This window comes from Paenisporosarcina antarctica (assembly GCF_004367585.1).
Classification (GTDB): domain Bacteria; phylum Bacillota; class Bacilli; order Bacillales_A; family Planococcaceae; genus Paenisporosarcina; species Paenisporosarcina antarctica.
Genome location: NZ_CP038015.1, coordinates 1,235,044 through 1,258,815, shown reverse-complemented (window position 1 = coordinate 1,258,815; position 23,772 = coordinate 1,235,044). Strand labels below are relative to the sequence as shown.

At 38.0% G+C, this 23,772-nt stretch carries 17 protein-coding genes and 1 other annotated feature; of the genes, 1 reads left to right on the top strand and 16 read right to left on the bottom strand.

What is annotated here, in order from left to right:
- Positions 1 to 59: 59 nt before the first annotated feature.
- The 4 genes from E2636_RS06320 to E2636_RS06305 form a co-directional block, all read right to left on the bottom strand.
- Positions 60 to 1,349, bottom strand: coding sequence for an O-antigen ligase family protein (locus E2636_RS06320; RefSeq protein WP_134209448.1), 1,290 nt, complete (start codon positions 1,347 to 1,349; stop codon positions 60 to 62).
- A 148-nt stretch (positions 1,350 to 1,497) separates the two neighbouring features.
- Positions 1,498 to 3,204 (bottom strand): sensor domain-containing diguanylate cyclase, encoded by a 1,707-nt coding sequence (locus E2636_RS06315; RefSeq protein WP_134209447.1) that lies wholly within the window; start codon positions 3,202 to 3,204, stop codon positions 1,498 to 1,500.
- 81 nt (positions 3,205 to 3,285) lie between these two features.
- Positions 3,286 to 4,536 carry a bifunctional folylpolyglutamate synthase/dihydrofolate synthase gene (locus tag E2636_RS06310; protein WP_134209446.1) on the bottom strand — a complete coding sequence of 417 codons (1,251 nt, stop codon included), beginning with the start codon at positions 4,534 to 4,536 and terminating at the stop codon, positions 3,286 to 3,288.
- 692 nt (positions 4,537 to 5,228) lie between these two features.
- Entirely contained in the window at positions 5,229 to 6,533 is a 1,305-nt protein-coding gene (locus E2636_RS06305) for a bifunctional folylpolyglutamate synthase/dihydrofolate synthase (protein WP_134209445.1), read from the bottom strand.
- 334 nt (positions 6,534 to 6,867) lie between these two features.
- Between E2636_RS06305 and E2636_RS19550 the strand changes: the two genes are divergently transcribed.
- Positions 6,868 to 6,990, top strand: a complete 123-nt coding sequence (locus tag E2636_RS19550; RefSeq protein ID WP_017381940.1) for a hypothetical protein — start codon at positions 6,868 to 6,870, stop codon at positions 6,988 to 6,990.
- Between the two features lie 335 nt (positions 6,991 to 7,325).
- Here E2636_RS19550 and E2636_RS06300 read toward each other — a convergent pair whose 3' ends face one another.
- From E2636_RS06300 to clpX, 12 genes are all read right to left on the bottom strand, one after another.
- Positions 7,326 to 9,971, bottom strand: a complete 2,646-nt coding sequence (locus E2636_RS06300) for a valine--tRNA ligase (RefSeq protein ID WP_134209444.1) — start codon at positions 9,969 to 9,971, stop codon at positions 7,326 to 7,328.
- Positions 9,972 to 10,096: 125 nt separating this feature from the next.
- Positions 10,097 to 10,325 (bottom strand) — a binding site (T-box leader).
- A 278-nt stretch (positions 10,326 to 10,603) separates the two neighbouring features.
- A complete protein-coding gene (locus tag E2636_RS06290; protein ID WP_134209442.1) occupies positions 10,604 to 11,152 on the bottom strand; it encodes a hypothetical protein in 549 nt (182 codons plus the stop codon).
- Between the two features lie 73 nt (positions 11,153 to 11,225).
- Positions 11,226 to 12,281: an AbrB family transcriptional regulator gene (locus E2636_RS06285; protein WP_134209441.1), complete on the bottom strand. Its 1,056-nt coding sequence runs from the start codon at positions 12,279 to 12,281 to the stop codon at positions 11,226 to 11,228.
- A 60-nt stretch (positions 12,282 to 12,341) separates the two neighbouring features.
- Positions 12,342 to 13,631 (bottom strand): glutamate-1-semialdehyde 2,1-aminomutase, encoded by a 1,290-nt coding sequence (gene hemL / locus E2636_RS06280; protein WP_134209440.1) that lies wholly within the window; start codon positions 13,629 to 13,631, stop codon positions 12,342 to 12,344.
- Positions 13,631 to 14,611: a porphobilinogen synthase gene (hemB, locus tag E2636_RS06275; RefSeq protein ID WP_134209439.1), complete on the bottom strand. Its 981-nt coding sequence runs from the start codon at positions 14,609 to 14,611 to the stop codon at positions 13,631 to 13,633. Before hemB ends, hemL begins: the two co-directional genes overlap by 1 nt.
- A complete protein-coding gene (locus tag E2636_RS06270) occupies positions 14,608 to 15,372 on the bottom strand; it encodes a uroporphyrinogen-III synthase (protein ID WP_134209438.1) in 765 nt (254 codons plus the stop codon). The genes hemB and E2636_RS06270 overlap by 4 nt, the downstream gene beginning before the upstream one ends.
- Positions 15,365 to 16,294 carry a hydroxymethylbilane synthase gene (hemC, locus tag E2636_RS06265; protein WP_134209437.1) on the bottom strand — a complete coding sequence of 310 codons (930 nt, stop codon included), beginning with the start codon at positions 16,292 to 16,294 and terminating at the stop codon, positions 15,365 to 15,367. The genes E2636_RS06270 and hemC overlap by 8 nt, the downstream gene beginning before the upstream one ends.
- Positions 16,295 to 16,417: 123 nt before the next feature.
- A complete protein-coding gene (locus E2636_RS06260; RefSeq protein ID WP_134209436.1) occupies positions 16,418 to 17,248 on the bottom strand; it encodes a cytochrome C assembly family protein in 831 nt (276 codons plus the stop codon).
- Positions 17,249 to 17,401: 153 nt separating this feature from the next.
- Positions 17,402 to 18,787 carry a glutamyl-tRNA reductase gene (gene hemA / locus E2636_RS06255; protein WP_134209435.1) on the bottom strand — a complete coding sequence of 462 codons (1,386 nt, stop codon included), beginning with the start codon at positions 18,785 to 18,787 and terminating at the stop codon, positions 17,402 to 17,404.
- A gap of 556 nt (positions 18,788 to 19,343) precedes the next feature.
- Positions 19,344 to 19,946 (bottom strand): ribosome biogenesis GTP-binding protein YihA/YsxC, encoded by a 603-nt coding sequence (gene yihA / locus E2636_RS06250; RefSeq protein ID WP_134209434.1) that lies wholly within the window; start codon positions 19,944 to 19,946, stop codon positions 19,344 to 19,346.
- Entirely contained in the window at positions 19,943 to 22,273 is a 2,331-nt protein-coding gene (gene lon, locus E2636_RS06245; RefSeq protein ID WP_134209433.1) for an endopeptidase La, read from the bottom strand. Before lon ends, yihA begins: the two co-directional genes overlap by 4 nt.
- Before the next feature lie 125 nt (positions 22,274 to 22,398).
- A complete protein-coding gene (gene clpX / locus E2636_RS06240; RefSeq protein WP_134209432.1) occupies positions 22,399 to 23,667 on the bottom strand; it encodes an ATP-dependent protease ATP-binding subunit ClpX in 1,269 nt (422 codons plus the stop codon).
- Positions 23,668 to 23,772: the final 105 nt, after the last annotated feature.

The window sequence follows — 23,772 nt, the reverse complement described above, 5'->3', positions numbered from 1 at the left end:
AGATTATCTCTTTAAGTATCTCATATCCAAAGAAAAAAAGAGTCAATAATTCGACTCTTTCAATAATTATTATTTTCTTTTGTTGTGAATTTTATATGGATTTTAGTGGAAAATCCACAAACAATACCCAAGAACATCCACAGTATAGGGGCAACACTAACGACACTAATGTTAAATATCGCTTGAACTAGATATCCTGTAATGACAGCCAATAAGGTAAAGATTATATTTTTTTGTTGTTTATTTGCTCCTTTTAATGCTTGAAAAGCTTTGCGATAAACTTTGAACAACAACAATATATAAACTAGAAGGGCCGGAATTCCTATCGTAACAGCAATTTGTAAGTATTCATTATGCGCTTTATCAACCATTATCGTTCGATTATTAAAATATTCCTCGAGTTCATCCGAGGTTGCTGGGAATATAATGGCATGTGTGTCTACTCCTGAACCAATCCAGAAGTAATCGTCAAGGATGGTTAAATCTTTTTGCCAAATAATTAATCGAGAAGATCCTTCATGACCAGTTAGTCCTTCATCTAGTAAATCTCCTGATTCTTCTAGTGTGATAAAAATTTTCCCTAAATATCTATTCCCTTCACTGGCGTTAATTCCTACTGCCATAATACCCATTGCTAAAAGTAGAACCACCCATTTTTTCCATAGCTTATATTGCTTTACGATTGTAAGCGTGTAAAACAAAGCAACAATTGCCAAACCGATCCACGCACTTCGTGTGTTGGTATAAAGTAATACAGATGTCATTAATGTCAGTACAATTCCATAGAAAAGCATCGGCTTTTTTTCACTCGCCATTAGGTAAAGACCCATTCCAATCCCCATGGTCAGAACTAAGTATGTTCCGTAAAAATTCGGGTTATCAAAAAAAGCAATACTGCTTGTAGGACTTTCCCAAGGAACAATTAAAGATATGAAATCGTAATCAAAATGTTGAAGGATCCCATAAATTGAAATAACCGCAGATACAACAAAGAGATTTTTCATTAACCTTTCAAGTGAAAAATCATTATAATTTATTACACGGTAGAAGAAGTAAAACACGCTTAAATATCCAAGCCATGTTAAATAACCTTCGTGTCGTGTCCATGCCCCGACTACTGAAGTATATATATCAGCTGAAAAGATCGTGGAAAGCGTAAGTAATGCGATAAAAATAATCAGTATGTATTCAATTTTAACTTTCTCATGTTTGAACTTAGGCTGTAGCAACTTACCTTTCAATACGAGAATCCATATAATTCCCATGAACGCAATTAAAAATGTTGATTTAATCAATGAGAATGATAAGTCTTCATTCCATGGATCAATAATGAATGGAAATAACATCATGAACCATATAATAAGGTCTTGAGCTGAAATTTGTTTCTTGATCGTAATTCCCCCTGCATATGTATAATAATTTATCTATAATTGAATTATATCGTTCTTTTGGTATATTTGCGCAAAAAAATACAGAGACTATTAGCCTCTGTATTTTTTATTTCACATATTCAGCTACCCGATTCCTACCTTCTCGCTTCGCTCCGATATAAAGCGCACGATCAGCGTTTCGAATAAGGGCCATGGCTTCGTCACAGTCTTCTGGTGCGGTGGAGACGCCAATGCTTGTTGTGATATTTACTAGTGTTACTTGCTGTTGATCCCCTAGTTCTGTTCGGATTTCAAATGGTGTGGCCTCTATTTTAGCGCGTAAATTTTCTGCTAATTGTAGGGATTGTTGTTTTGAGAAGTTTGGTAGAATGACGACAAACTCTTCGCCACCATACCTTGCTATAGTGCCATAATCTTCACATTCTTTTTCAAGAAGTCTAGCTAATCCATATAGAATATCATTTCCACTTTGATGACCATACGTATCATTGATTCCTTTGAAGCGATCTATATCCATCATTAATAATGATAATTGACGAAGTTTTCCATTTAATAGATCATTCATATCCAATTCGAGTTGCTGTTCTAAATACCGATAATTGTATAGTTTCGTTAAAGCACAGCGTTCGCTTTTTGATACTGCCTCTTGAACATACCTCGCTTTTTCAAGTGATACGGCAAAGTAAGAACAGAGTAGACTAATAATTTGTAGTTGGTACGTCTCAAATGCGAATTTTTTCCGTGAGGCAATAACTAAAATACCTTCCATTTTTTGATTTCTACTAATAGGGACAGATATAATGCTTTGTGCATCGTAAGGAAGGAAATCCAAATTCGTATTGCGCCATTCGGAATGCTTATTAAATAAAATAGGTTTTTCTTTTTTGTATACTTCTCCCGCAATACTTTTTATTAACTCTTCATGAGTATGATGGATTTCTATATCAATATTTTTTTCCATCGCTTTCAAAAACATCATATTTCCTTCTTTGATATCAATGATGTATGAATAGTCCACAGGTAACATCTTATTAATTTTTGTTAAAAACAAATCGATTATTGCATCACTACTAACTACATCTGCTAATTTATGACCGATTTCAGTTGCTTGATTCAAGTCATCATTTACACGCGTCGAATTACTATACATTCGAACAAGGAACGTAATCATTAAAAATGGAACTCCAAGTAATAGAAAAGCAATTGGACCAACATGTACATTCAGTAGATAGAGCATAATACCAAATGGGAAAGTCACCACTAATCCAGCATAATCCCATAACGTATCTGTTCCAAAGAAACCTTCATTTTCTTGCCTTGTTACTACTAGATACAAATATAAAATAACATGGTTAGTGAACATGTTGATTATTTGATATATAAACCCAAACAGTATTATGTCTTTTAATTCGGTTGAACCAACTTGGTATCCTATTAAAATAACAGAAATACCACTAATTATAGAAACCATAAAGAACATAAATGAATTAAATAACGCACGATAGAAATCACTATATGATATTTTCAGTCGGAAAGCTAAAGGAATTATGGCGAGTTGCATGACTAGCATTTCAAGGAAGACACCATATTTTAAGAATATAGCTAGGTTGATCCACTGTACTAAAAATATCGTTGTACCCGCTACTTTAAAAGGAAAATAAGTGGTTAATACGGCTAGTGCAGTAAACCCTAATAGAATTGGCCAATCGATTTGACCTGGGGGTGCGAACTGATAGACAAAATACATACCAGCTGGAACAATCACTACCCATAAAGCCCAAATCAGTCTTTGAGTTCGTTTCGAAATGTCCATATGCACCCCCTTCTTTATAGTTCTATTTATCTAACACAAAATCATTTTATCAAAATTAGAAAGTTTTGTCATCTATTATATTCAAAAAATTCCAAACAATTGGAGTGCTCTCAAACGCATTTCAGACAAGAGATAAAGGGATCCTGTTACTATTGTCACATGTGTTTTTGAACTTGTTTTTAGTATGGATTCAAGTGGTTCTTTAGTAACTTCCGAATAGGGTGATTCACTAATTTTCGACAAAGCGGATGAAGGCATTGAGCGCTCATCTTCAAAATCTACGAACGTAAAATTTGAAGAAATTTCTTCAAAAATCCGCAATACTGTTTTAGCATCTTTACCTTTTATCATGCCAACATAAAAATGAATAGGTGTATTTGGAAAAACTTCTTTCACAGTATTAACGAGTGCTCTTGCACTTGCTGGGTTATGTGCCCCGTCAAAATATAGGGTATCTGTAATTTTTTCAAAACGACCAGGAATAAAAGCTTCCTTTAACCCTCTTCTAAGTAATTCTTCATTTATGTTGATATTAAGATTCTCTATAACATAGATAACTGAACGAATTGCCAGTGCTGCATTGTCTAGTTGATGAGGTCCTGGAAGTGGCACAGTTAGATGAGAGATTTGGTGACCAACACTATTTTTATACATTCCATGAGCAAACGAAAAATCTTGGTTGAGTTTCCAAAGTGGTGAATTTTTTTTCAACGTTTCCTTAAAGATAACTTGTTCAGCTGATTCCTCTAGCGGACCAACGACTACTGGAATTCCTTCTTTAATAATCCCCGCTTTGTGAGAAGCTACTTGTACAATCGTGTTGCCTAGAAATTGTTCATGTTCTAGGGCGATGCTTGGAATCACAGAAATGACTGGTGTAATGACATTGGTACTATCAAATCTGCCACCCATTCCTGCTTCTAGCAATACAATATGTGGTTGGAATTGTTCAAAAGCCATAAATGCAAGGACTGTTAACAGCTCGAAATCAGTGAGCAACCCGCTAAGTCCCGCTTCCTTTGCTTGAAGGAAAACAAAATCTAGTTGTTGAGGTGAAATATTCTCTCCGTTTAATTGAATTTGATCATGTACATCCATAAAACAAGGCGAATAAAAACAAGCGGTTTTCACGCCATGTGCTTGGAACATACTATTCATCATACTTATTGTAGATCCTTTACCATTGGTCCCAGCCACATGAATAAATTTCAGATTTTGCTGTGGGTTCCTAACCTTTTCTAATGCATGAGTGATGGCACCTAGTCCCGGTTCTATCGTATGTTTACTTTCCATTTGAAAACGTTCTTTGTATTCATTAAACTTCGGAATCATTATTAGCTCTCCTTTACAATATAAGAAAAACCGGACAAAGTACGCCCGGTCCTTTAAGAAAGTACAGATGATTTAAGTATTAGTTTAAAGGGATATTCCATACAGTATCAACTTTGATTTCCAGGTCGCTTTGGACGGTAAACCTACTACACTATTACCTGACCAATAAGATTGCCTTCTATCTAAATATAAGGATTTTCGTTTCAGGCGGACGCGTTCCGCGGGGCGAGCAGACAAGCCTCCTCGTCCGCTATTCGCTCCCTGCGGGGTCTCGTCTGTCTCGCTTTTCCCGCCGGAGTCGCCGCCCTCCACTACAATCAATTACCTGCTTTAAAAATCAACAGTGATAATAATAATTATAAAAAATCGTTCTATCTTGTAAAATGAAAACACCCATACTCATATTTATAAAGGACGAATTTTTATGTGCAACCTAAAGATTACTAAACAAAAATAGGTAATTGAACAAAATTAACTTTTTCGAAAAGGAAACTAGCGTTTCTAAAAAAGGAAAATCATGCCTTAACATGAATCGAATTAACGAGAGTCACATCAAAGAAATTTCTTTTAGCATGTTAGTCTCCATATAGTAAAAAACACCATGAACATTGGGCTCTTGGAACAACAATTTTATTATTTTCTCATATTTCGAAAAAAGAACCCTACCTTTACGAGTAAGGCAGGGTCATATATTAGACTACTTTCGTTTGTGCATTTTGTTTTAAGTATGGACGAACGAGCGACATGAAATATAAAGAGCCCGTTACTAGTATGACACTTGACTCATCTGCTTTTGTTAGTGTTTGTTCAAGTGCATCTTGCCAGTTAAGGATTAATTCCTTTTGAGGATGACTCGTCTTTTCAAAAACATCTTTGCCGGCAGCTGAATTTTTTATATAAATTTCTGTCACTGTAATCGTTGTCGCAATTTCGTCCAACATGCGCAGTACAGATGTAATGTCTTTATCTTGAAGTGCGGTAAAGACAACGTGAATGTTTTTTGTTGGGTAACGCTGTTGCATCGTTTGAAGGAGAACTTCCATACCTGCAGGGTTATGTGCACCGTCAATAATGACATTCGGTAAAACTTCTTCGAATCGAGCTGCCCAACTTGAAGTACTCAACCCTTGGCTAATACTAGCTTCAGAAATCTTGTAGCCATAGTACATGTTTAATAACAACGCGGCTGTAATAGCAAGCGATGCATTTTCAACTTGATGATGGCCCATCATTTTCAAGTTTAGATTCGTTAACTTATAGTCTTTTAATTGATAAGAAAAATTTTGTGAGTTACTTTCTTGTGAAACATTTTCAATCAAGAAGTCTTTATATAATTGGTAGATTGGAGCTTCTTCACTAGTAGCTTTACTTTCAATAACATCCACTGCTAGTTTATCTTTCACAGCACTAATTACGGGTACGAACGGCTTAATAATACCTGATTTTTCTACTGCAATTGCGTCTATTGTATCGCCCAAAATTTGCGTATGTTCAAGTGAAATAGACGTTAAAATTGATAATAATGGAGTTAGAACATTCGTTGAATCAAATTTCCCGCCAATGCCGGTTTCGATCAAAGCAATGTCTACATTCATATCATTGTAGTACATAAATGCAATGACTGTTAATATTTCAAAGAAGTTTGAACCATCTCCAACTTGTTCTTTTTGCAAAAGCGGATAGATGTCGTTCATATATTTGATAAATTGATTATCTGAAATCATTACATCATTCATCATGATGCGTTCGTTTACTTTTTCAAGATGAGGTGAAGTAAAGCTTCCCACTTCTAGACCTTCAGCTATTAATATTTCTTTAAGAGCGTTTAATGTAGACCCTTTTCCATTTGACCCTGCAATGTGAATAGAACGGAAACCTTTATGTGGATTCCCTAGGGATGCCAAGATAGCAGTAATACGACTTAAGCGACCATTTCGCTCTGTTTTTTGATCCATTGAATAAATGTATTCGATTACTTTATCAACTGATGTAAACACATGGGTCACTCCTCAAACTCAATATTCCCAGAGGTTATGAGAATTCACTTTATTCTATCACGTTGGTGAAATAAAATCCCCTTCTCGATAGAACAAGCACGCTGATTTCCTTTCCGAGCGGACGCGTTCCGTGGGGCGTGCGGTGAGCCTCCTCGTCGCTAAAACAGTGCTCCTGCGGGGTCTCACCTGTCACGCTAATCCCACCGGAGTCGCCGCTCTACACTCCAATCAGCTAAGAGAATATAGGAAACATAAGTTCAAATTGATATAGAAAAAAGTGAGATTCCCTGTAGAATAAAAGTCGACCAAAACCATTACCCAGGAGGGAACTCACTTGTTACATTCTACTAGTATTAAATTATTGCTCGATATTCAAGATCCAAACATTGCAAAGGTTGCGGTGTCAGAAACATTGACTATACGGTTTATAAAAATGGGACTCAATCATCTCAAATGACCTTATCGATTAAGGATGTAAATCCAACCTATTTATTTAATAAAAGACGTTTCAGATGTAAAACGTGTAATTATAGTTTCACTGCCAAAACACCTATCTTTCAAAAGCAGCATAATCCTACTTTTAAGCATTTCACTATATCAGGTAACTTATATATTCTTATCCAATTTTAACGTGCAATTTTAGTTGCTTGGAGTGCAAGATGGCGACTCCAGCGGAAACAGTGCGAGCTGAAGACCCCACAGGAGCGTGTTTTTGGCGACGAGGAGGCTGAAGCCGTGCCCGCGGAAAGCGTCCATCTGAAACGGAAAGCAAAGGGATACTCTATTTACATTTTATAATTTTTTCAATTCAGCTAGGCGTCTTTCAACGATTGCGTGTTTTTCTATATAGTCTTGTTGTTTCGCTCGTTCTTCTGCTACGACTGCTTCTGGTGCTTTTGAAACGAAGCGTTCGTTTGACAGTTTACCTGTAACGAGTTTGACTTCTTTTGCCCATTTTTCAAGCTCTTTTTCTAAGCGCACAGTTTCAGCTGCAATATCGATTAAACCTTCTAATGGTAGGAATAGTTCTGCACCTGAGACTACACTCGACATGCATTGACCTGGCGCTTCAATTCCTTGACCTACTACTAATGGCTCTGGATTACAGAATTTCACTAAGTACATCGCGTTTTCTTCGAGTACTGCCAATGTTTCTGCATCTTTCGCCGAGATATATAGTGGTACTTTTTTGCTCATTGGTGTTTGTACTTCAGCACGAATCGTTCGAACAGAGCGAATGATATCAGAAAGCAACTTCATGCTAGATGCTTTTTTGCTATCTGTTAATGATTCGTTTACAGTCGGCCATGCCGCTATTGTAATCGATTCACCTTCGTGTGGTAGGCTCTGCCAAATTTCTTCAGTGATGAAGGGCATAAATGGATGTAGTAAACGCATGGTGTTGTCTAGTGTATACGCTAAAACTGAACGTGTCATTTTCTTCGCGTCTTCATCTTCACCGTGTAATGGCAGTTTCGCCATCTCGATATACCAATCACAGAAATCATCCCATATAAAGTTGTAAAGTGTACGTCCTACTTCACCGAACTCATATTTTTCAGCTTGCTTTGTTACTTGATCGATTGTTTCGTTTAAGCGAGTTAGAATCCATGCATCCGCAACAGATTTTTCTCCACTTAAATCGATATCTTCATACTTCATGCCTTCCATGTTCATCATAGCAAAACGTGATGCGTTCCAAATTTTATTGGCAAAGTTCCAAACGGATTCTACCTTTTCAATGGAGAAACGTAAATCTTGCCCTGGTGATGAGCCCGTTGATAAGAAGTAACGAAGTGAATCTGCACCGTATTTGTCAATAACGTCCATTGGGTCAATCCCGTTACCTAAAGACTTCGACATTTTGCGTCCGTCTTCAGCGCGCACAAGTCCATGAATTAATACGTCATCAAATGGACGTTTTTCCGTAAATTCGAGTCCTTGGAAAATCATTCGTGATACCCAGAAGAATATAATATCATAACCTGTTACTAATACATCTGTAGGGTAATAGCGTTTGAATTCTTCATTTGATTCGTCTGGCCAACCCATCGTTGAAAACGGCCATAGCGCTGATGAAAACCACGTATCTAATACATCTTCATCTTGTTTCCAGTTTTCAATGTCAGCAGGTGCTTCATGACCAACGTAGATTTCATCTGTTTCAATGTGATACCAAGCAGGAATGCGGTGGCCCCACCATAGTTGACGTGAAATACACCAGTCGCGAATGTTTTCCATCCAGCGCATATAGGTGTTTTCAAATCGATCTGGTACGAATTGAACTTTGCCGTCACCATGTTGAAGATTAATCGCTTCGTCAGCTAATGGCTGCATTTTAACAAACCATTGTGTTGATAAATATGGTTCTACAACTGCTCCACTACGCTCAGAGTGACCTACTGAGTGCATATGTTCTTCAATTTTAAATAGTACGCCCGATTCTTGTAGGTCCGCTACAATTTGCTTGCGACATTCGAAACGATCCATGCCTTCATACTTTCCAGCTAGACCATTCATCGTACCATCTTCATTCATCACTAACACTCGCTCTAAGTCATGACGGTTACCGAGTTCAAAGTCATTCGGGTCATGTGCTGGAGTAATTTTAACAGCCCCACTACCAAATGCCATATCGGCATAGTCATCTGCAACGATCTTAATTTGACGACCAATGATCGGTAATGTTAGTGTTTTACCGATTAAATGCATATAACGTTTATCTTCAGGATGAACCGCTACGGCTGTATCGCCAAGCATGGTTTCTGGTCGAGTTGTCGCAATTTCAATATGTCCCGTGCCATCTGTTAGTGGGTAGCGCATATGATAGAAAGCACCCTGTACGTCTTGATGGATTACTTCTATATCCGATAACGCTGTTTTTGTTGCCGGATCCCAGTTGATGATACGTTCACCACGATAAATAAGTCCCTTATTATACAGTTTAACGAAAACTTCTTTTACTGCGTTGGATAAACCATCGTCCAGTGTGAAACGTTCACGTGAGTAATCTAGTCCTAAACCAAGTTTTGACCATTGCGTGCGAATATGACCAGCATATTCTTCTTTCCATTTCCACGTTTCTTTAACAAATGTTTCACGACCTAAATCGTAACGGGATTTTCCTTCAGAGCGAAGTTTTTCTTCTACTTTTGCTTGAGTTGCAATTCCTGCATGGTCCATTCCTGGCAACCATAATGCATCATATCCTTGCATGCGTTTCATACGAATTAATATATCTTGTAACGTCGTGTCCCAAGCATGTCCTAAGTGTAATTTACCAGTTACATTTGGAGGAGGAATTACGATGGTATATGGTTCTTTGCCACTTTCAGGTTGTGCTTCAAAATACTTTCCTTCAAGCCACCATTCATAGCGTCCTTGTTCGATGGACTTAGGATCATATTTCGTAGGTAGCTGCTTTTGTTGTTCAGTCATCATCAGTTCCTCCTTTTTATAGAAAAGCGCAAAGCGCCACTCAAGCTAGACTGACCTACACCAAAACTAAGGTATAGTTAATACGTTTTATATCTTACCCATACGAAAAAACTCCAATCGTCACATAAAAGGACGAAGGAGTTGTTCGCGGTACCACCTTTATTCGCAGATGACCAAATTATCATCACGCTCTCAAAGTTATATAACGGCTTTAAACCGGTTTCTGCTACTTAAGTTCGTTCACAGAAACTGCTCATGGGCGACATTCAAACATGTGTTAACAGAAACTTTCACCAGACGTTTCCTCTCTTTTGATAACAACATCATTTTACTATTCCCAATCTATGCATCAATATTAATTTATTAATCATTTTATTAAGTACTGTTGATGAGTATTGTATCGAATTTTTTATCAAGCCGTCAAGTATTTTTGAAAGGAGAAATTTTAATGAGAAGAGGATATAACCCCTACCTGCTTCCCCCTTGGCTTCGAAAGACTCGTTTTTATTGTAAAAACATCATTCTACCTATTACAGTTTTCGAATTAATTCGCACCATTTTCCTTCCAACTACATTTGACTTTTTGCTTTTATGCCTGTTAATTTCCATTCTTTTTTTGTTTCACAGAGATATTATTTAACTTTAAATACGGAATACTCATCCTTTAAACCGCGCAAGAAAAACGGCAAAGCAATATCTTCTTTAATCACTAGGCTTTCCTCAGAAGTAGAATTACTTGATGAACTACTATCTACTGATGAGGATTCTGGTGGTGAAGGAAGTTCATATGAGCACATTACATCCCATTCAACTTTTAACGTGTGGTCATCTGTAACGGAAGCATGCACATCTGATAAATGAATTTCAGGCTTTATGTCTCCATGTACATAAGTTGGTGGTAATTCTACAAATAATGGCACTGCATATTCAAAATAACCGTTTTCTCCACTAACATCTAAATCTTCAATCGAAATCCATTCTGATGTTCCGTGATGTTGACAATCACCTGGTTGAAATGCGACGTTCGCCGCAATATGGTAAATGCCATGCAAACTGCTTACTCCATTTAACTGTTGAAATTCTACTTGCGGTTTAACATCTATTCGTGAAGCACTACTAGGCACCCCAAAACTTTCCGGGAAATAAAATACTTCTTGTAGCTTCCAATTTACATGATTCAATTCTTGTCCTCCTTCACAATGCTATGTGAAAGATTTTATGCGAGAGAACGAGCTATTATGATTTTAGTACAAGTTATTTCAGCCACTTTTTCAATGCATACGTCAATAAGGGTCCAGCTATCAACAAAATAAAGAAAATCCGGAATAAATGAAAACTAGTGACTGTCGATAGATCCGCCCCAGTTTCTAGAGCAGTGATGGACATTTCAGCAATTCCACCAGGTGCCGCACTTATAAAGAAATCTAAAAACGTGTTAATTGGATGAATAGCCGTTAAGACGTAAGCGAAGCCAACGCAAAATGCAATTAAAACTAAATTTGACAGCACAATCGCACTGAACATGCGGACAGATAATTTATCTCGTACTTTTTCGAGCTGAAGTCCTAAATGCGAACCTACAAATATTTGAGAAAGAATTAACACCAGAAATGGGACTTCTACAACAGGATGATCGGTTATGAATTGCACAATGGCCATCGCTATAATAGGTGCCATAAGTTCAGGAAGAGGAAAATGAATTTTTTTCATCCCTATGAAAAGAGCTATTCCTCCTACGACGAAAATTATAAAATGAGTCGTATTAAATGAAGACAAAACATCAAGTGATCCATCATTAAAATGGGAGCCTTTTGGAATCCATGCAGTTAAAAATGGGACAATCGTAACGACTACGAATATACGAAAGGTTTGCATTAACATGACGACAGTCGAATTTGCCGATTTCACTTCTTCACTAAGAAGCACCATTTGCGATAAGCCTCCAGGTAGTGAACCTAATACACTTGTAGCAACTGTTTCACCTGACATTTTCATGAATACATAGCTAAGGAGAAGTGCCACAATCACTACAGAGAATGTTAATAAAGCCATCAAAGGAAGGTCAATCCACATAAGTTCAATTGCTTTTTTGGTAAAAGATGAGCCGATTTGAATACCTAAAAATATTAACCCCATTTGACGAAGTATTCTTGGCCAATGAAATTCTAACTTTGTATATTGTCTTAATAGCAGTAATGAAATCATGGGTCCGAGTAACCATGGCAAAAAAATACCGATGGAATGTAACACGAATCCACTTGTAGCTGCTATTAAAAATGTTCGTAAAACAATCCAATTTTTGTGCAACATGCTCCACCTCTTCCAATGCAAAAAGTCCTGCTACTCTTAATGAGTAACAGGACGTGTGTTTTAAGCTAATTGAGCAAACACTTTATGGAATGCTTGGACAGTTTTTGCAATATCTTCAGATGTATGAGCTGCAGATAAGAACATGCCCTCAAATTGTGAAGGTGGCAAGAAAATGCCTTCTTCAGCCATCAAGCGATAATATTTTGCGAACAACTTAAGATCAGACGTTTTTGCAATATCAAAGTTAGTCACTTTTTCATTTGTAAAGAAGAATCCAATCATAGACCCTGCACGATTTACTGTGTGAGGAATGTGATACTTAGATGCCGCATCACGGAATCCTGCTTCTAGTTGATCAGCTAATCTATTGAAGTGATCATACGTCTCTGGTGTTAAACGAGACAATGTTTCAATGCCGGCTGTCATCGCAAGTGGATTACCTGAAAGTGTACCCGCTTGATAAATCGGACCACTTGGAGCGATTTGAGACATGATCTCAAGTTTTCCTCCGTACGCACCAACTGGAAGCCCCCCTCCAATTACTTTTCCTAGACACGTCATATCCGGTGTAACATTGAAATGGCCCTGTGCACAGTTGTAGCCAACACGGAAACCAGTCATTACTTCATCAAATATTAGAATGGTTCCGTTCTCCGTAGACAATTCACGAAGTGCTTCTAAGAAGCCAGGTTGTGGGCCAACAACGCCCATATTCCCTGCCACTGGCTCAACGATTACTGCCGCTAAGTCATCACCGTAAAGTTTAAACGCAGCACGCACACTCTCTACATCGTTGTAAGGTACCGTAATGGTGTTTTTCGCAACGCCTTCAGGAACGCCAGGGCTATCTGGCAATCCTAACGTAGCGACCCCTGAACCCGCTTTTATCAATAAGCTATCCCCATGTCCATGGTAACAACCTTCAAATTTCAATATTTTATCTCGCCCTGTGAAGCCACGAGCCGCACGCAGTGCACTCATAGTTGCTTCAGTCCCTGACGATACCATACGTACCATTTCAATTGAAGGCACACGTTCCATCACAAGTTTCGCTAAGTCATTTTCAACAAGCGTTGGCGCGCCAAAGGTCGTACCCGTCTCAGCTACTCTTTGAATAGCAGCTACAACTTCTGGATGAGAGTGACCTAAAATCAAAGGACCCCAAGATAACACGTAATCGATGTATTCATTGCCATCAACGTCCGTAATCGTAGCCCCTTTACCACTTGCCATGAAGATAGGATCCATATCAACTGATTTAAATGCACGAACCGGACTATTCACTCCACCTGGCATTAGTTTGACCGCTTCACTAAATGCTTGTTTTGATTTTTCGTAAGAACGTTCCATTATTTCGCCCCCAACCAACGTGCCACGTCTTTTGCGTGATACGTCATGATTAAATCTGCTCCCGCACGTTTCATGCTCGTTAATGTTTCAAGTACAATTTTTTCCTCATCTACCCAACCGTTTTGAGCTGCCGCTTTTACCATGGCATATTCTCCGCTTACATTGTAAGCAACAATAGGTACATCAAAGTTATTTTTCACGTCACGCACAATATCTAAATAAGACAATGCAGGTTTTACAATTAGGAAATCCGCGCCTTCTTCGACGTCAGATGTTGCTTCACGCATCGCTTCATTGCGGTTGGCATAATCCATTTGATACGTTTTACGATCACCAAATTGCGGTGCGCTGTTTGCGGCTTCACGGAAAGGACCATAGTATGCAGATGAGTATTTTACCGCATACGACATAATTGGAAGATGCGAAAACCCAGCTTCGTCTAATCCGTAACGAATTGCTGCGACAAATCCATCCATCATATTCGATGGCGCAATAATATCCGCTCCAGCTTTTGCTTGCGCTATCGCTGTTCGCGCTAATATATCTAGTGTTGGATCATTTAGTACTTGTCCATTCTCAATAACTCCACAATGTCCATGGTCTGTATATTCACATAAACAGGTGTCTGCAATGACGATTAATTCAGGATGACGATTTTTCGCAAAACGGATCGCTTCTTGAATGATGCCATGATCGTGATAAGCTTGTGAACCTTCAGCGTCTTTTTCAAGAGGAATTCCAAATAAAATAATCGAAGGGATTCCGAGTGACACCACTTCGTCGAGTTCCGCCCCTAAGTGATCGAGAGAAAATTGGAACACACCTGGCATTGAAGAGATGGGATGTTTAATATTCTCACCTTCAGCAACGAATAGTGGATAAATTAAATCGTCTGTATGTAATCTAGTTTCGCGAACCATTGCGCGTAAGGTTTCGCTGCCTCTTAAGCGGCGATGTCTGTTAAATTGAAGTTCTTTCATTTCTGAGAATCATCCTTCCAATTAGCAATTTCTTGAACGAGTGCAAGCCATGTATATGTGCTCGATTGTGCATGAACTGTCACCCCATGGCTTTTTAAAGCGGCCGCTGTGACATAACCAATCGCAGCTATATTGATTTTTGCCCACCCCGTATTCGGAGCGATATCACGTGCAAATATATGTACGGATGATGGACTCGCAAATGCCACAAAGACATTAGGATATTGTGCAATGTAGGCTGATAATTCTTTTGCATTATTGATGTCAGGAAGTGTTTCATACACCGTCCATTCGTCTACTTGTTGAGATAAACCTTGTTTGATCGTTGCTTTTGCGAGAGAACCCCTTAAAAACAAACAGGATTGCTCAGGACTAGAGACTTGTTTAAACTGTTCAACGAATTCGTCTGCACTATATGTAGTTGGTATAAATGTTACGTGTAATCCTATTTTTTCTAAAGCATGCGCTGTTCTACTACCAACCGCAGCGACTTTGAATTTAAAATTAGCAATGATAACTCCATACCTCGCTAGTTTTTGTTCGAAAACAATCACTGCATTTTGACTTGTGAAAATCAGCCAATCATACGAGTTGAGACTATTCATAAAAAGATCATCTTGATGAGATACTTCACCTGTTTTTATGAGAGGAAAAGCTTTCACTTTGCCTCCCAGCCTCTCTACTTCAAGAAAGGCTTCTGGTGACTTTGGATGACCTGTAAAGACAATCGTTTGTCCTTGCAAATCACCTTTTTTAGACATTCAAATCGGCTCTAACTTGTTGTATTAAATCGTAAGCACCTTGCTCGCTTAATATTTTCGCCACTTCTTTACCTGCTGTTTTTGGTTCTACATTTGTTGATGTTTGTTTAAATACTTGTTCTGCATCAAGAGAAATGACGAGTCCAGTAAATTCAACTTGTCCATCTTCGATTGTTGCATAACCAGCGATTGGAACTTGGCATCCACCATCCATGGCATGTAAAAATGCACGTTCTGCATGAACAGCGTTCCAAGTATCTTCATGTGTTAATTTACTCATTTCAGCTAACAATTCTTTGTCATCTGCGCGACACTCAATTGCTAAAGCACCTTGTCCAACAGCAGGTAAACACTCTTCCGGTGATAAGTATTCTGTTACCACATCGTCACTCCAACCTAGACGTTTTAGACCCGCTGCAGCTAAAATGATGGCATCGAATTCGTCCGTTTTAAGTTTCGCTAAGCGCGTATCCACATTACCTCGAATCCAGTTAATTTCAAGATCAGGGCGCAGTAACAAAAGCTGAGCCGAGCGGCGTAGACTACTTGTTCCAACGATTGAACCGATTGGCAGGTCCATAAATTTTACATGATTCGTTGAAATGAATGCGTCACGTGCATCTTCACGCGGTGGGATACATCCAATAACAAGACCTTGTGGCAATTCTGAAGGCATGTCCTTCATACTGTGAACAGCAAAATCAATTTCTTTGTCGTATAAAGCTTGTTCAATTTCTTTTACAAACAAACCTTTGCCACCAACTTTTGAAAGTTGTACGTCAACGATTTTATCCCCTTTTGTAACAATCTCTTTTACTTCAAACTCAAACGGTGCACCCGCTTGTTTCATTTGTTCAATAAACCAATTTGTTTGTGTTAATGCTAATTTACTTCTTCTAGAACCTACAATAATCTTTCTCACAGTCATCAACCTTCCTTGTATGAAGTTCAAAAAGTCGCTCGGGCCAACCTACGTTGATCACTCATGCGTTGCCACATTGTGTGGCATTCTTAACCGTTGCTCCTTTTTGAACAGTTATTAATGTTAATACCAAAAATGAAATTCAGATAAGCTACTTCCTAAGAAGAAATTCACCAATACTAACAGGAAAGCGTAGACATGTCCCCATGCATACCCCGTTCCTTGTAGCGTGCCTTTTTTGCGTCGATAAAATAAATAGCCGTATACAAATAATAAAATAAATGAACCAATTATTTTCACATCACTGAGAGAAAATTCATTGAGAGATACATACGCCCATTGCAAACCAAGAATCAAACTAACAAGTAGGAACGGAATTCCTGTGAGGATTGATACCGTCATGCCTTTCTCAGTTTGATCAAGAGAAGGCAATTCACTAAATTGTTTCGTCCATTTCTTTTTCTTTAATAAACGATACAAAATATGATACAACGTCGAAAAAACAAATGATAACGAGAAAGCAACATACGATAGAATCGCAAACGTTACATGAATAAATAGCAACTCTGAAACCAGTGTTTCTCCAACGGGTGAACGTTCAATTTGTACGGGCGAAAATGTATGAATCGTCATAAAAATAAAGCCAATCACATTCAAGAAAAATACGGATATCATCACGCGATATGTATGGTGAAGTACAATGGATAATGTGATCAATAACCACGCATAAAAATAAATACCTTCGAACAACGTCAATATCGGAAATCGCTTTGTTTCGACGATATATAGGATTAAAAACACCGTTTGCATTAGCCATACCGTACTAAGTATCCAAAATGCTATGCGGTGAGCTTTGAAATCTTTATCTAAATAATCTATGAAGTAAAATACAAGACTGATTGCGTAGAGAATTACCATACCTTCATGCAGCCTTGTCATGGTCAAATCCGCCACTAGCTTACCCCTTTTCGCTTCAAACCTGAAGATGTCCTTTCAGAATAAATTGTTCGCAAAACACTGACTTTAGTAGCCATTTAGTTAAATATAAAAAAGCGTTTTCGCATGTATAGTTTACCATACAGTGACGAAAACGCCTTCTAACTTGAATTAATATGAATAGATTGGATTTACTTTAACCTCTTGTGTTGATTTCCCTCCAACTTGAGCTTCCACAACATCTTCTAGTTGTTTCGTAACCACTAGTTGTTTTGCTTTTTCATGTTGGACTTCTTCTTCAATTCCAAATATTTGTTGGAATAATTGGAGTTGTTCATGAGATTTAGGAGAAGCAGCAAGTTCTTTCGCTTGTAATATCGGCTCTTTTAACAATTGATTAATAATTGATTTAGTATGCTTGTTCAAAATTTTACGTTCACGGTCCGTTAGTTCAGGCATTTTATTTTCAATGCTTACCATCGTATCCGCTTGAATTTGTGACGCCTTTTGGCGAAGTGCTGAAATCACCGGTACCACACCTAATGTACCAAGCCAGTCTTTAAATTGGACAAGTTCTTGCTCTATCATAATCATGATTTCATTAGCAGCTTTTTGTCGTTCTGCTAAGTTAGCATCAACAATACCTTGTAAATCATCAATATCGTATAAGAACATATTTGGAAGTTCAGCAATACGTGGATCTAAATCACGTGGCACAGCGATATCGACCATAAATAACGGTTTACCTTTGCGTAATCGTTCAACATATTGCATTAACTCTAAGTCAATCACAAAATCAGTTGAACCTGTTGAACTGATTAGAATATCTGCTTCTAGCAAAGCACATTGAAGTTCTTGCATTGATTTAGCTTGACCATTAAATTGCTCGGCGAGTAACTGAGCTTTTTCCAATGTACGATTGATTACTGTGATTTTACCTGCTCCATTTCCATGAAGGTTTTTAATGGCAAGCTCACCCATTTTCCCGGCACCTAATATGACTACATGCTTTTGTTTAAGTGAACCAAAGATTTTCTTTCCAAGTTCAACAGCTGCATAGGAAACCGAAACTGCATTCTCAGCAATAGCCGTATCAGCATGCGCTCGTTTAGCAAATGTTACAGATTGTTTAAACAATTGATTAAACACTGTTCCTGTTGTACCGCGTTCCTGACCTTCTAAGAAACTTTTACGTACTTGTCCAAGGATCTGAGTTTCTCCAAGTACCATTGAATCGATCCCCGCAGTTACACGGAATAAATGATCGACAGCCCCATCACTTTCATAAATGAATAAGTAGGATGAAAACGATTCAATCGGTAATTTGAACCAATTGGCTAGAAATTGTTTAATATAATAACGTCCAGTATGTAACTGATCGACAACTGCATAGACTTCGGTCCGGTTACATGTTGAGACAATTACGTTTTCTAATATGCTTTTTTGCTCCTGCAGTGCTCGCATCGCCTGCGGTAAATCGGATTCTACGAAGGACAGTCGTTCGCGAATCTCTACCGGCGCTGTACGATAATTCACACCCACTACGATGGTATGCATGGCTTCATAACACCTCTCACGTTGTATATTCATGTCTTTTATTATACCATAACCATTCTGAAAACAAGGTTTCAATTGTGAACAAGCTATGAAATCAATACTAAACCTTAAGTTACTTTGTAATAATTATAATGTAAGTGTAACAAATTGATGAGATTGTCACAATTGTTTTGATTATAGGTGGAATTGCCTAAAAATGTCGTGACTAGTATATAGATTAGACTTTTATCTTACTTGTAGTTTTGGTTTATTCCTGTTCATCTGCGTTTATTCCTGTTCACATGATGTTTATTCCTGTTCAAACTAGTTTTAATTCTGTTCACGCTCGATTTATTCCCTTTAACCCATATTTCTCCTAATAAACATCAATCTAAATGATCATTTAAAAGAAAAAACGCATTGCTTCTTCGAGAGTGTAACCGTTCTATAGAAATATCATACAGCTTTTGGATTTATTCCTTTTCACATTGTGGCGATATCTGGATATTCCCCCTAAAATTACTCAAATAAAAAAACTCACAAAAAAGCGCAATGCTTGTTCGTGAGTTTTACCGTTCTATTCTACTTCTAATTCTAGTGTCATACGGCGTTCGATTTCTGCCCATGCTGCATCAAAACCAAGTCCTGTTTCAGAAGAAAATACAATCAATGTATCATGTGCTTCCATGTCTAGCTCGTCGCGCACCATTTTCTTGTGCTTATCCCATTTACCTTTAGGGATTTTATCTGCTTTTGTTGCGATTACGATACACGGAATGTTGTGGTACTTTAAAAAGTCATACATCATGCAATCTTCGTTTGAAGGTGCGTGGCGTAAATCAACAATTTGTATCACGGCTTTTAATAACTCGCGACTCGTAATGTATTCTTCTATCATCCTACTCCACTCTTCACGAGAGGTTTTAGACACTTTTGCATAACCATAGCCCGGAACGTCAACGAAAAACAGTTGCTCTTCTATTTTATAGAAGTTCAATGTTTGTGTTTTCCCAGGTTTTGAAGAGATACGTGCCATACTCTTTCTACCTATCAACTTATTAATAAATGAAGATTTTCCAACATTAGAACGACCAGCTAAAGCAAACTCCGGAAAACCATCTTCCGGATATTGCGCTGGTCGTACTGCACTTATTACTAATTCTACGTTGTGCACTTTCATTGCACATCGCCTCCCTCTAGTGCTATTTCAAGCACTTCGTCAGCATGTGAAACCAATTTAAACGTTAAATCTTCGCGCACACTTTCTGGTATATCTTCTATATCACGTTCATTATCTTTCGGCAAAATAATCGTTGTTAATCCTGCACGGTGAGCACTTAATGTTTTTTCTTTGAGACCACCTATAGGCAATACGCGACCACGTAATGTGATTTCACCTGTCATACCCACTTCTCGGCGAATTGGACGTTTTGACAAAGCGGAAACGAGAGCAGTTGCAATTGTAATTCCAGCAGAAGGTCCATCTTTAGGAACAGCGCCTTCAGGTACATGAATGTGAATGTCATGTGTCTCATGGAAATTTGCATCTAGACCTAATATTTCGGTTTTTGATCGAACGAAAGAAAGGGCTGTTTGTGCAGATTCTTTCATGACATCACCTAATTTACCGGTCAATATTAACTTTCCTTTACCAGGTGATAATGATACTTCAATTTGAAGTGTGTCCCCACCAACCGTTGTATAAGCTAATCCTGTAGCTACACCAATTTGATTCTCTGTTTCGGCTTGTCCATAACGGAATTTATGTTTGCCAATAAGATCTTCTAAAGTTGATGTTTTGATTACAATACGTTTTTTATCGCTTGATACAATTTGTTTCGCAACTTTACGGCAAATTGAAGCAATTTGACGTTCTAAACTACGAACACCCGCTTCACGTGTGTAATAGCGAATTAAATCCAGCATCGCATCATCACGCAATTGCAATTGTGATTTTGTTAAGCCATGCTCTTTTATTTGCTTCGGTAATAGATGGTTTTTAGCAATTGCTTGCTTTTCAATTTCAGTATAACCTGGTATTGAAATGATTTCCATTCGATCACGAAGAGGCCCTGGAATCGCACCTAAATCGTTAGCCGTTGCAATAAATAGTACATTTGATAAGTCATACGTTTCTTCAAGGTAATGATCTCCAAATGAATGGTTTTGTTCAGAATCCAATACTTCAAGCATCGCTGAAGACGGATCGCCACGGAAGTCATTAGACATTTTATCAATTTCATCTAATAAGAAAACTGGATTGATTTTCCCGGCTTTTTTCATCCCTTGAATGATACGTCCAGGCAAAGCACCTACATAAGTTCTACGATGCCCACGAATTTCAGATTCATCACGCACTCCACCTAATGAAATACGAACGAACTCACGTCCAAGTGATGTCGCAATTGAACGAGCAAGCGAGGTTTTACCGACGCCAGGAGGTCCAGCTAAACATAGAATCGGTCCACGCAGTGAGTTTGTTAATTGACGCACAGCCAAATATTCGAGCACTCGCTCTTTCACTGTTTCAAGTCCCTCGTGATCGCGGTTTAATATGGTTTCCGCATGACTAATATCTAACCGATCTGCCGTTGCATCTGTCCATGGCAAAGCGATTAACCAATCCAAGTAGTTTCGAATGACACCACTCTCAGCTGCTGCAGATGGTAATTTTTCATAGCGATCCAACTCTTTTGTGGCAACTTTCAAAGTGGATTCTGGCATGCCAGATTCTTCAATTTTCTTGCGAAGATCGGTAACTTCCCCCGTCTTCCCTTCTTTATCGCCAAGTTCCAATTGAATTGCTTTAATTTGTTCACGTAAATAAAATTCTTTTTGAGTACGTTCCATCGCTTGTTTTACACGGTTCGTTATTTTCTTTTCCATATCTAGTACTTCTTGTTCATTGTGCAAGCGATTAATTAGCCATTCTAAACGGTTTTTCACCTCGAAGATTTCGAGCACTTCTTGTTTACCAATCATTTTTAATGGCAAGTAAGAAGCAACCATATCTGCTAAGCGACCTGGTTCTTCAATATCAGAGACTGTATCATACGTTTCTGTTGTGACTTTTTTTGATATTTTTGAGTATTTTTCAAAATACTCAAGAAGTACCCGCATTAGTGCTTCAAGTTCTGGCGTTTTCTCCGTTTCGTCCGCAGAAGAAGTGGCTGCGACTGTCGCGTACTTGTCACCTTCTGTATAACCAGACCATGTGGCACGCTCTACACCCTCAACTAGCACGCGAATTGTTCCGTTTGGTAATTTAATCATTTGATTTACATGCGCCAATGTTCCAACATCATGTAAATCATCTTCTTCAGGTTGTTCTACGTTCATTTCTTTTTGAGTTGCTAAGAAGACAATGGAATCACTTAATAAAGCTTGCTCAAGCGCAGCTACTGAACGTTCACGCCCCACGTCAATGTGTAATACCATTGTTGGGAACACTAATAAACCACGTAAAGGTAATAAGGGAACAATTTTTTCTTCATTTTTCTTTGTCATGTGGAAATTCACCTCAATCCAATTTTGTCCGAATTAACCGTAAATCAAACATATGTAAGAAAAAGCTGACATCCGAGCTGCGCGTATGCATACGCACGTTCGAAGCCAGCTTATCTCAACTCAACTTATGCTGAAGTTTTTTCATCGTTTTGATTTAATACAGTACCGTCTTCTAGTAACAATTTAGGATGTGAAGAATCAGTAACTGTCTCTTTTGTAATTATGCACTCCTTAATATCTTCCCTAGAAGGCAATTCATACATTACTTCTAACATTAAACTTTCAATAATTGAACGAAGTCCACGTGCACCCGTTTTACGGATAATTGCTAGTTTAGCAATTTCAATTAATGCATCATCTTCAAATGTTAATTTCACATTATCCAATTCAATCATTTTTTGATATTGCTTCACTAATGCATTTTTAGGTTCAGTTAAAATCTGAACAAGTGCATGCTCACTTAATTGTTCTAAGCTTGCTAATACTGGCAAACGGCCAATAAACTCTGGAATTAATCCGAATTTCAACAAGTCTTCTGGAATTAAGTGTGATAGTAAAGAAGCTTCATCCGGCTCTTTAACATTAGGATTCGAACCAAAACCAATCAATTTTTGTCCTAAGCGACGTTTAATAATTTGATCGATTCCATCAAATGCACCACCAACAATGAACAAAATGTTCGTTGTATCGATTTGAATGAATTCTTGATGAGGATGCTTACGACCGCCTTGAGGAGGAACGCTTGCAACTGTGCCTTCTAATATTTTTAGAAGTGCTTGTTGAACACCTTCACCTGAAACATCACGCGTGATTGATGCATTTTCTGATTTACGAGCTACTTTATCGATTTCATCAATATAGATGATCCCTTTTTCAGCTTTTTCTACGTCGTAATCAGCAGATTGGATTAATTTAAGTAAAATATTTTCTACATCTTCTCCCACGTAACCCGCTTCAGTAAGTGATGTCGCATCTGCAATAGCAAATGGCACATCCAAAATGCGCGCAAGTGTTTGAGCAAGCAATGTTTTACCACTACCTGTTGGCCCTAAAATCACGATATTCGATTTAGACAACTCGACATCATCGATTTTACTATTAGAATTGATTCGTTTGTAGTGATTATATACGGCAACTGCAAGCGATTTTTTTGCTCTTTCTTGACCAATTACATAATCATCTAAAATTGATAAAATTTCTTTAGGTTTCGGGACTTCTTTAAACTCAGTTTCTTCTTCTGTACCGAGTTCTTCCTCTACGATTTCTGTACATAATTCAATACATTCATCGCAAATATATACACCAGGTCCTGCGACCAGTTTACGAACTTGCTCTTGGGATTTTCCACAGAAGGAACACTTTAAGTTTCCTTTTTCATCATTAAATTTGAACAAAATATTCACCCCTATTCAAGCCACAATCTTACAAGATTCTCCTACTAGAATCAACTAATAAGATTAATGAAATCTTAAACCATTATTTTTGTATCTTTTAAATTG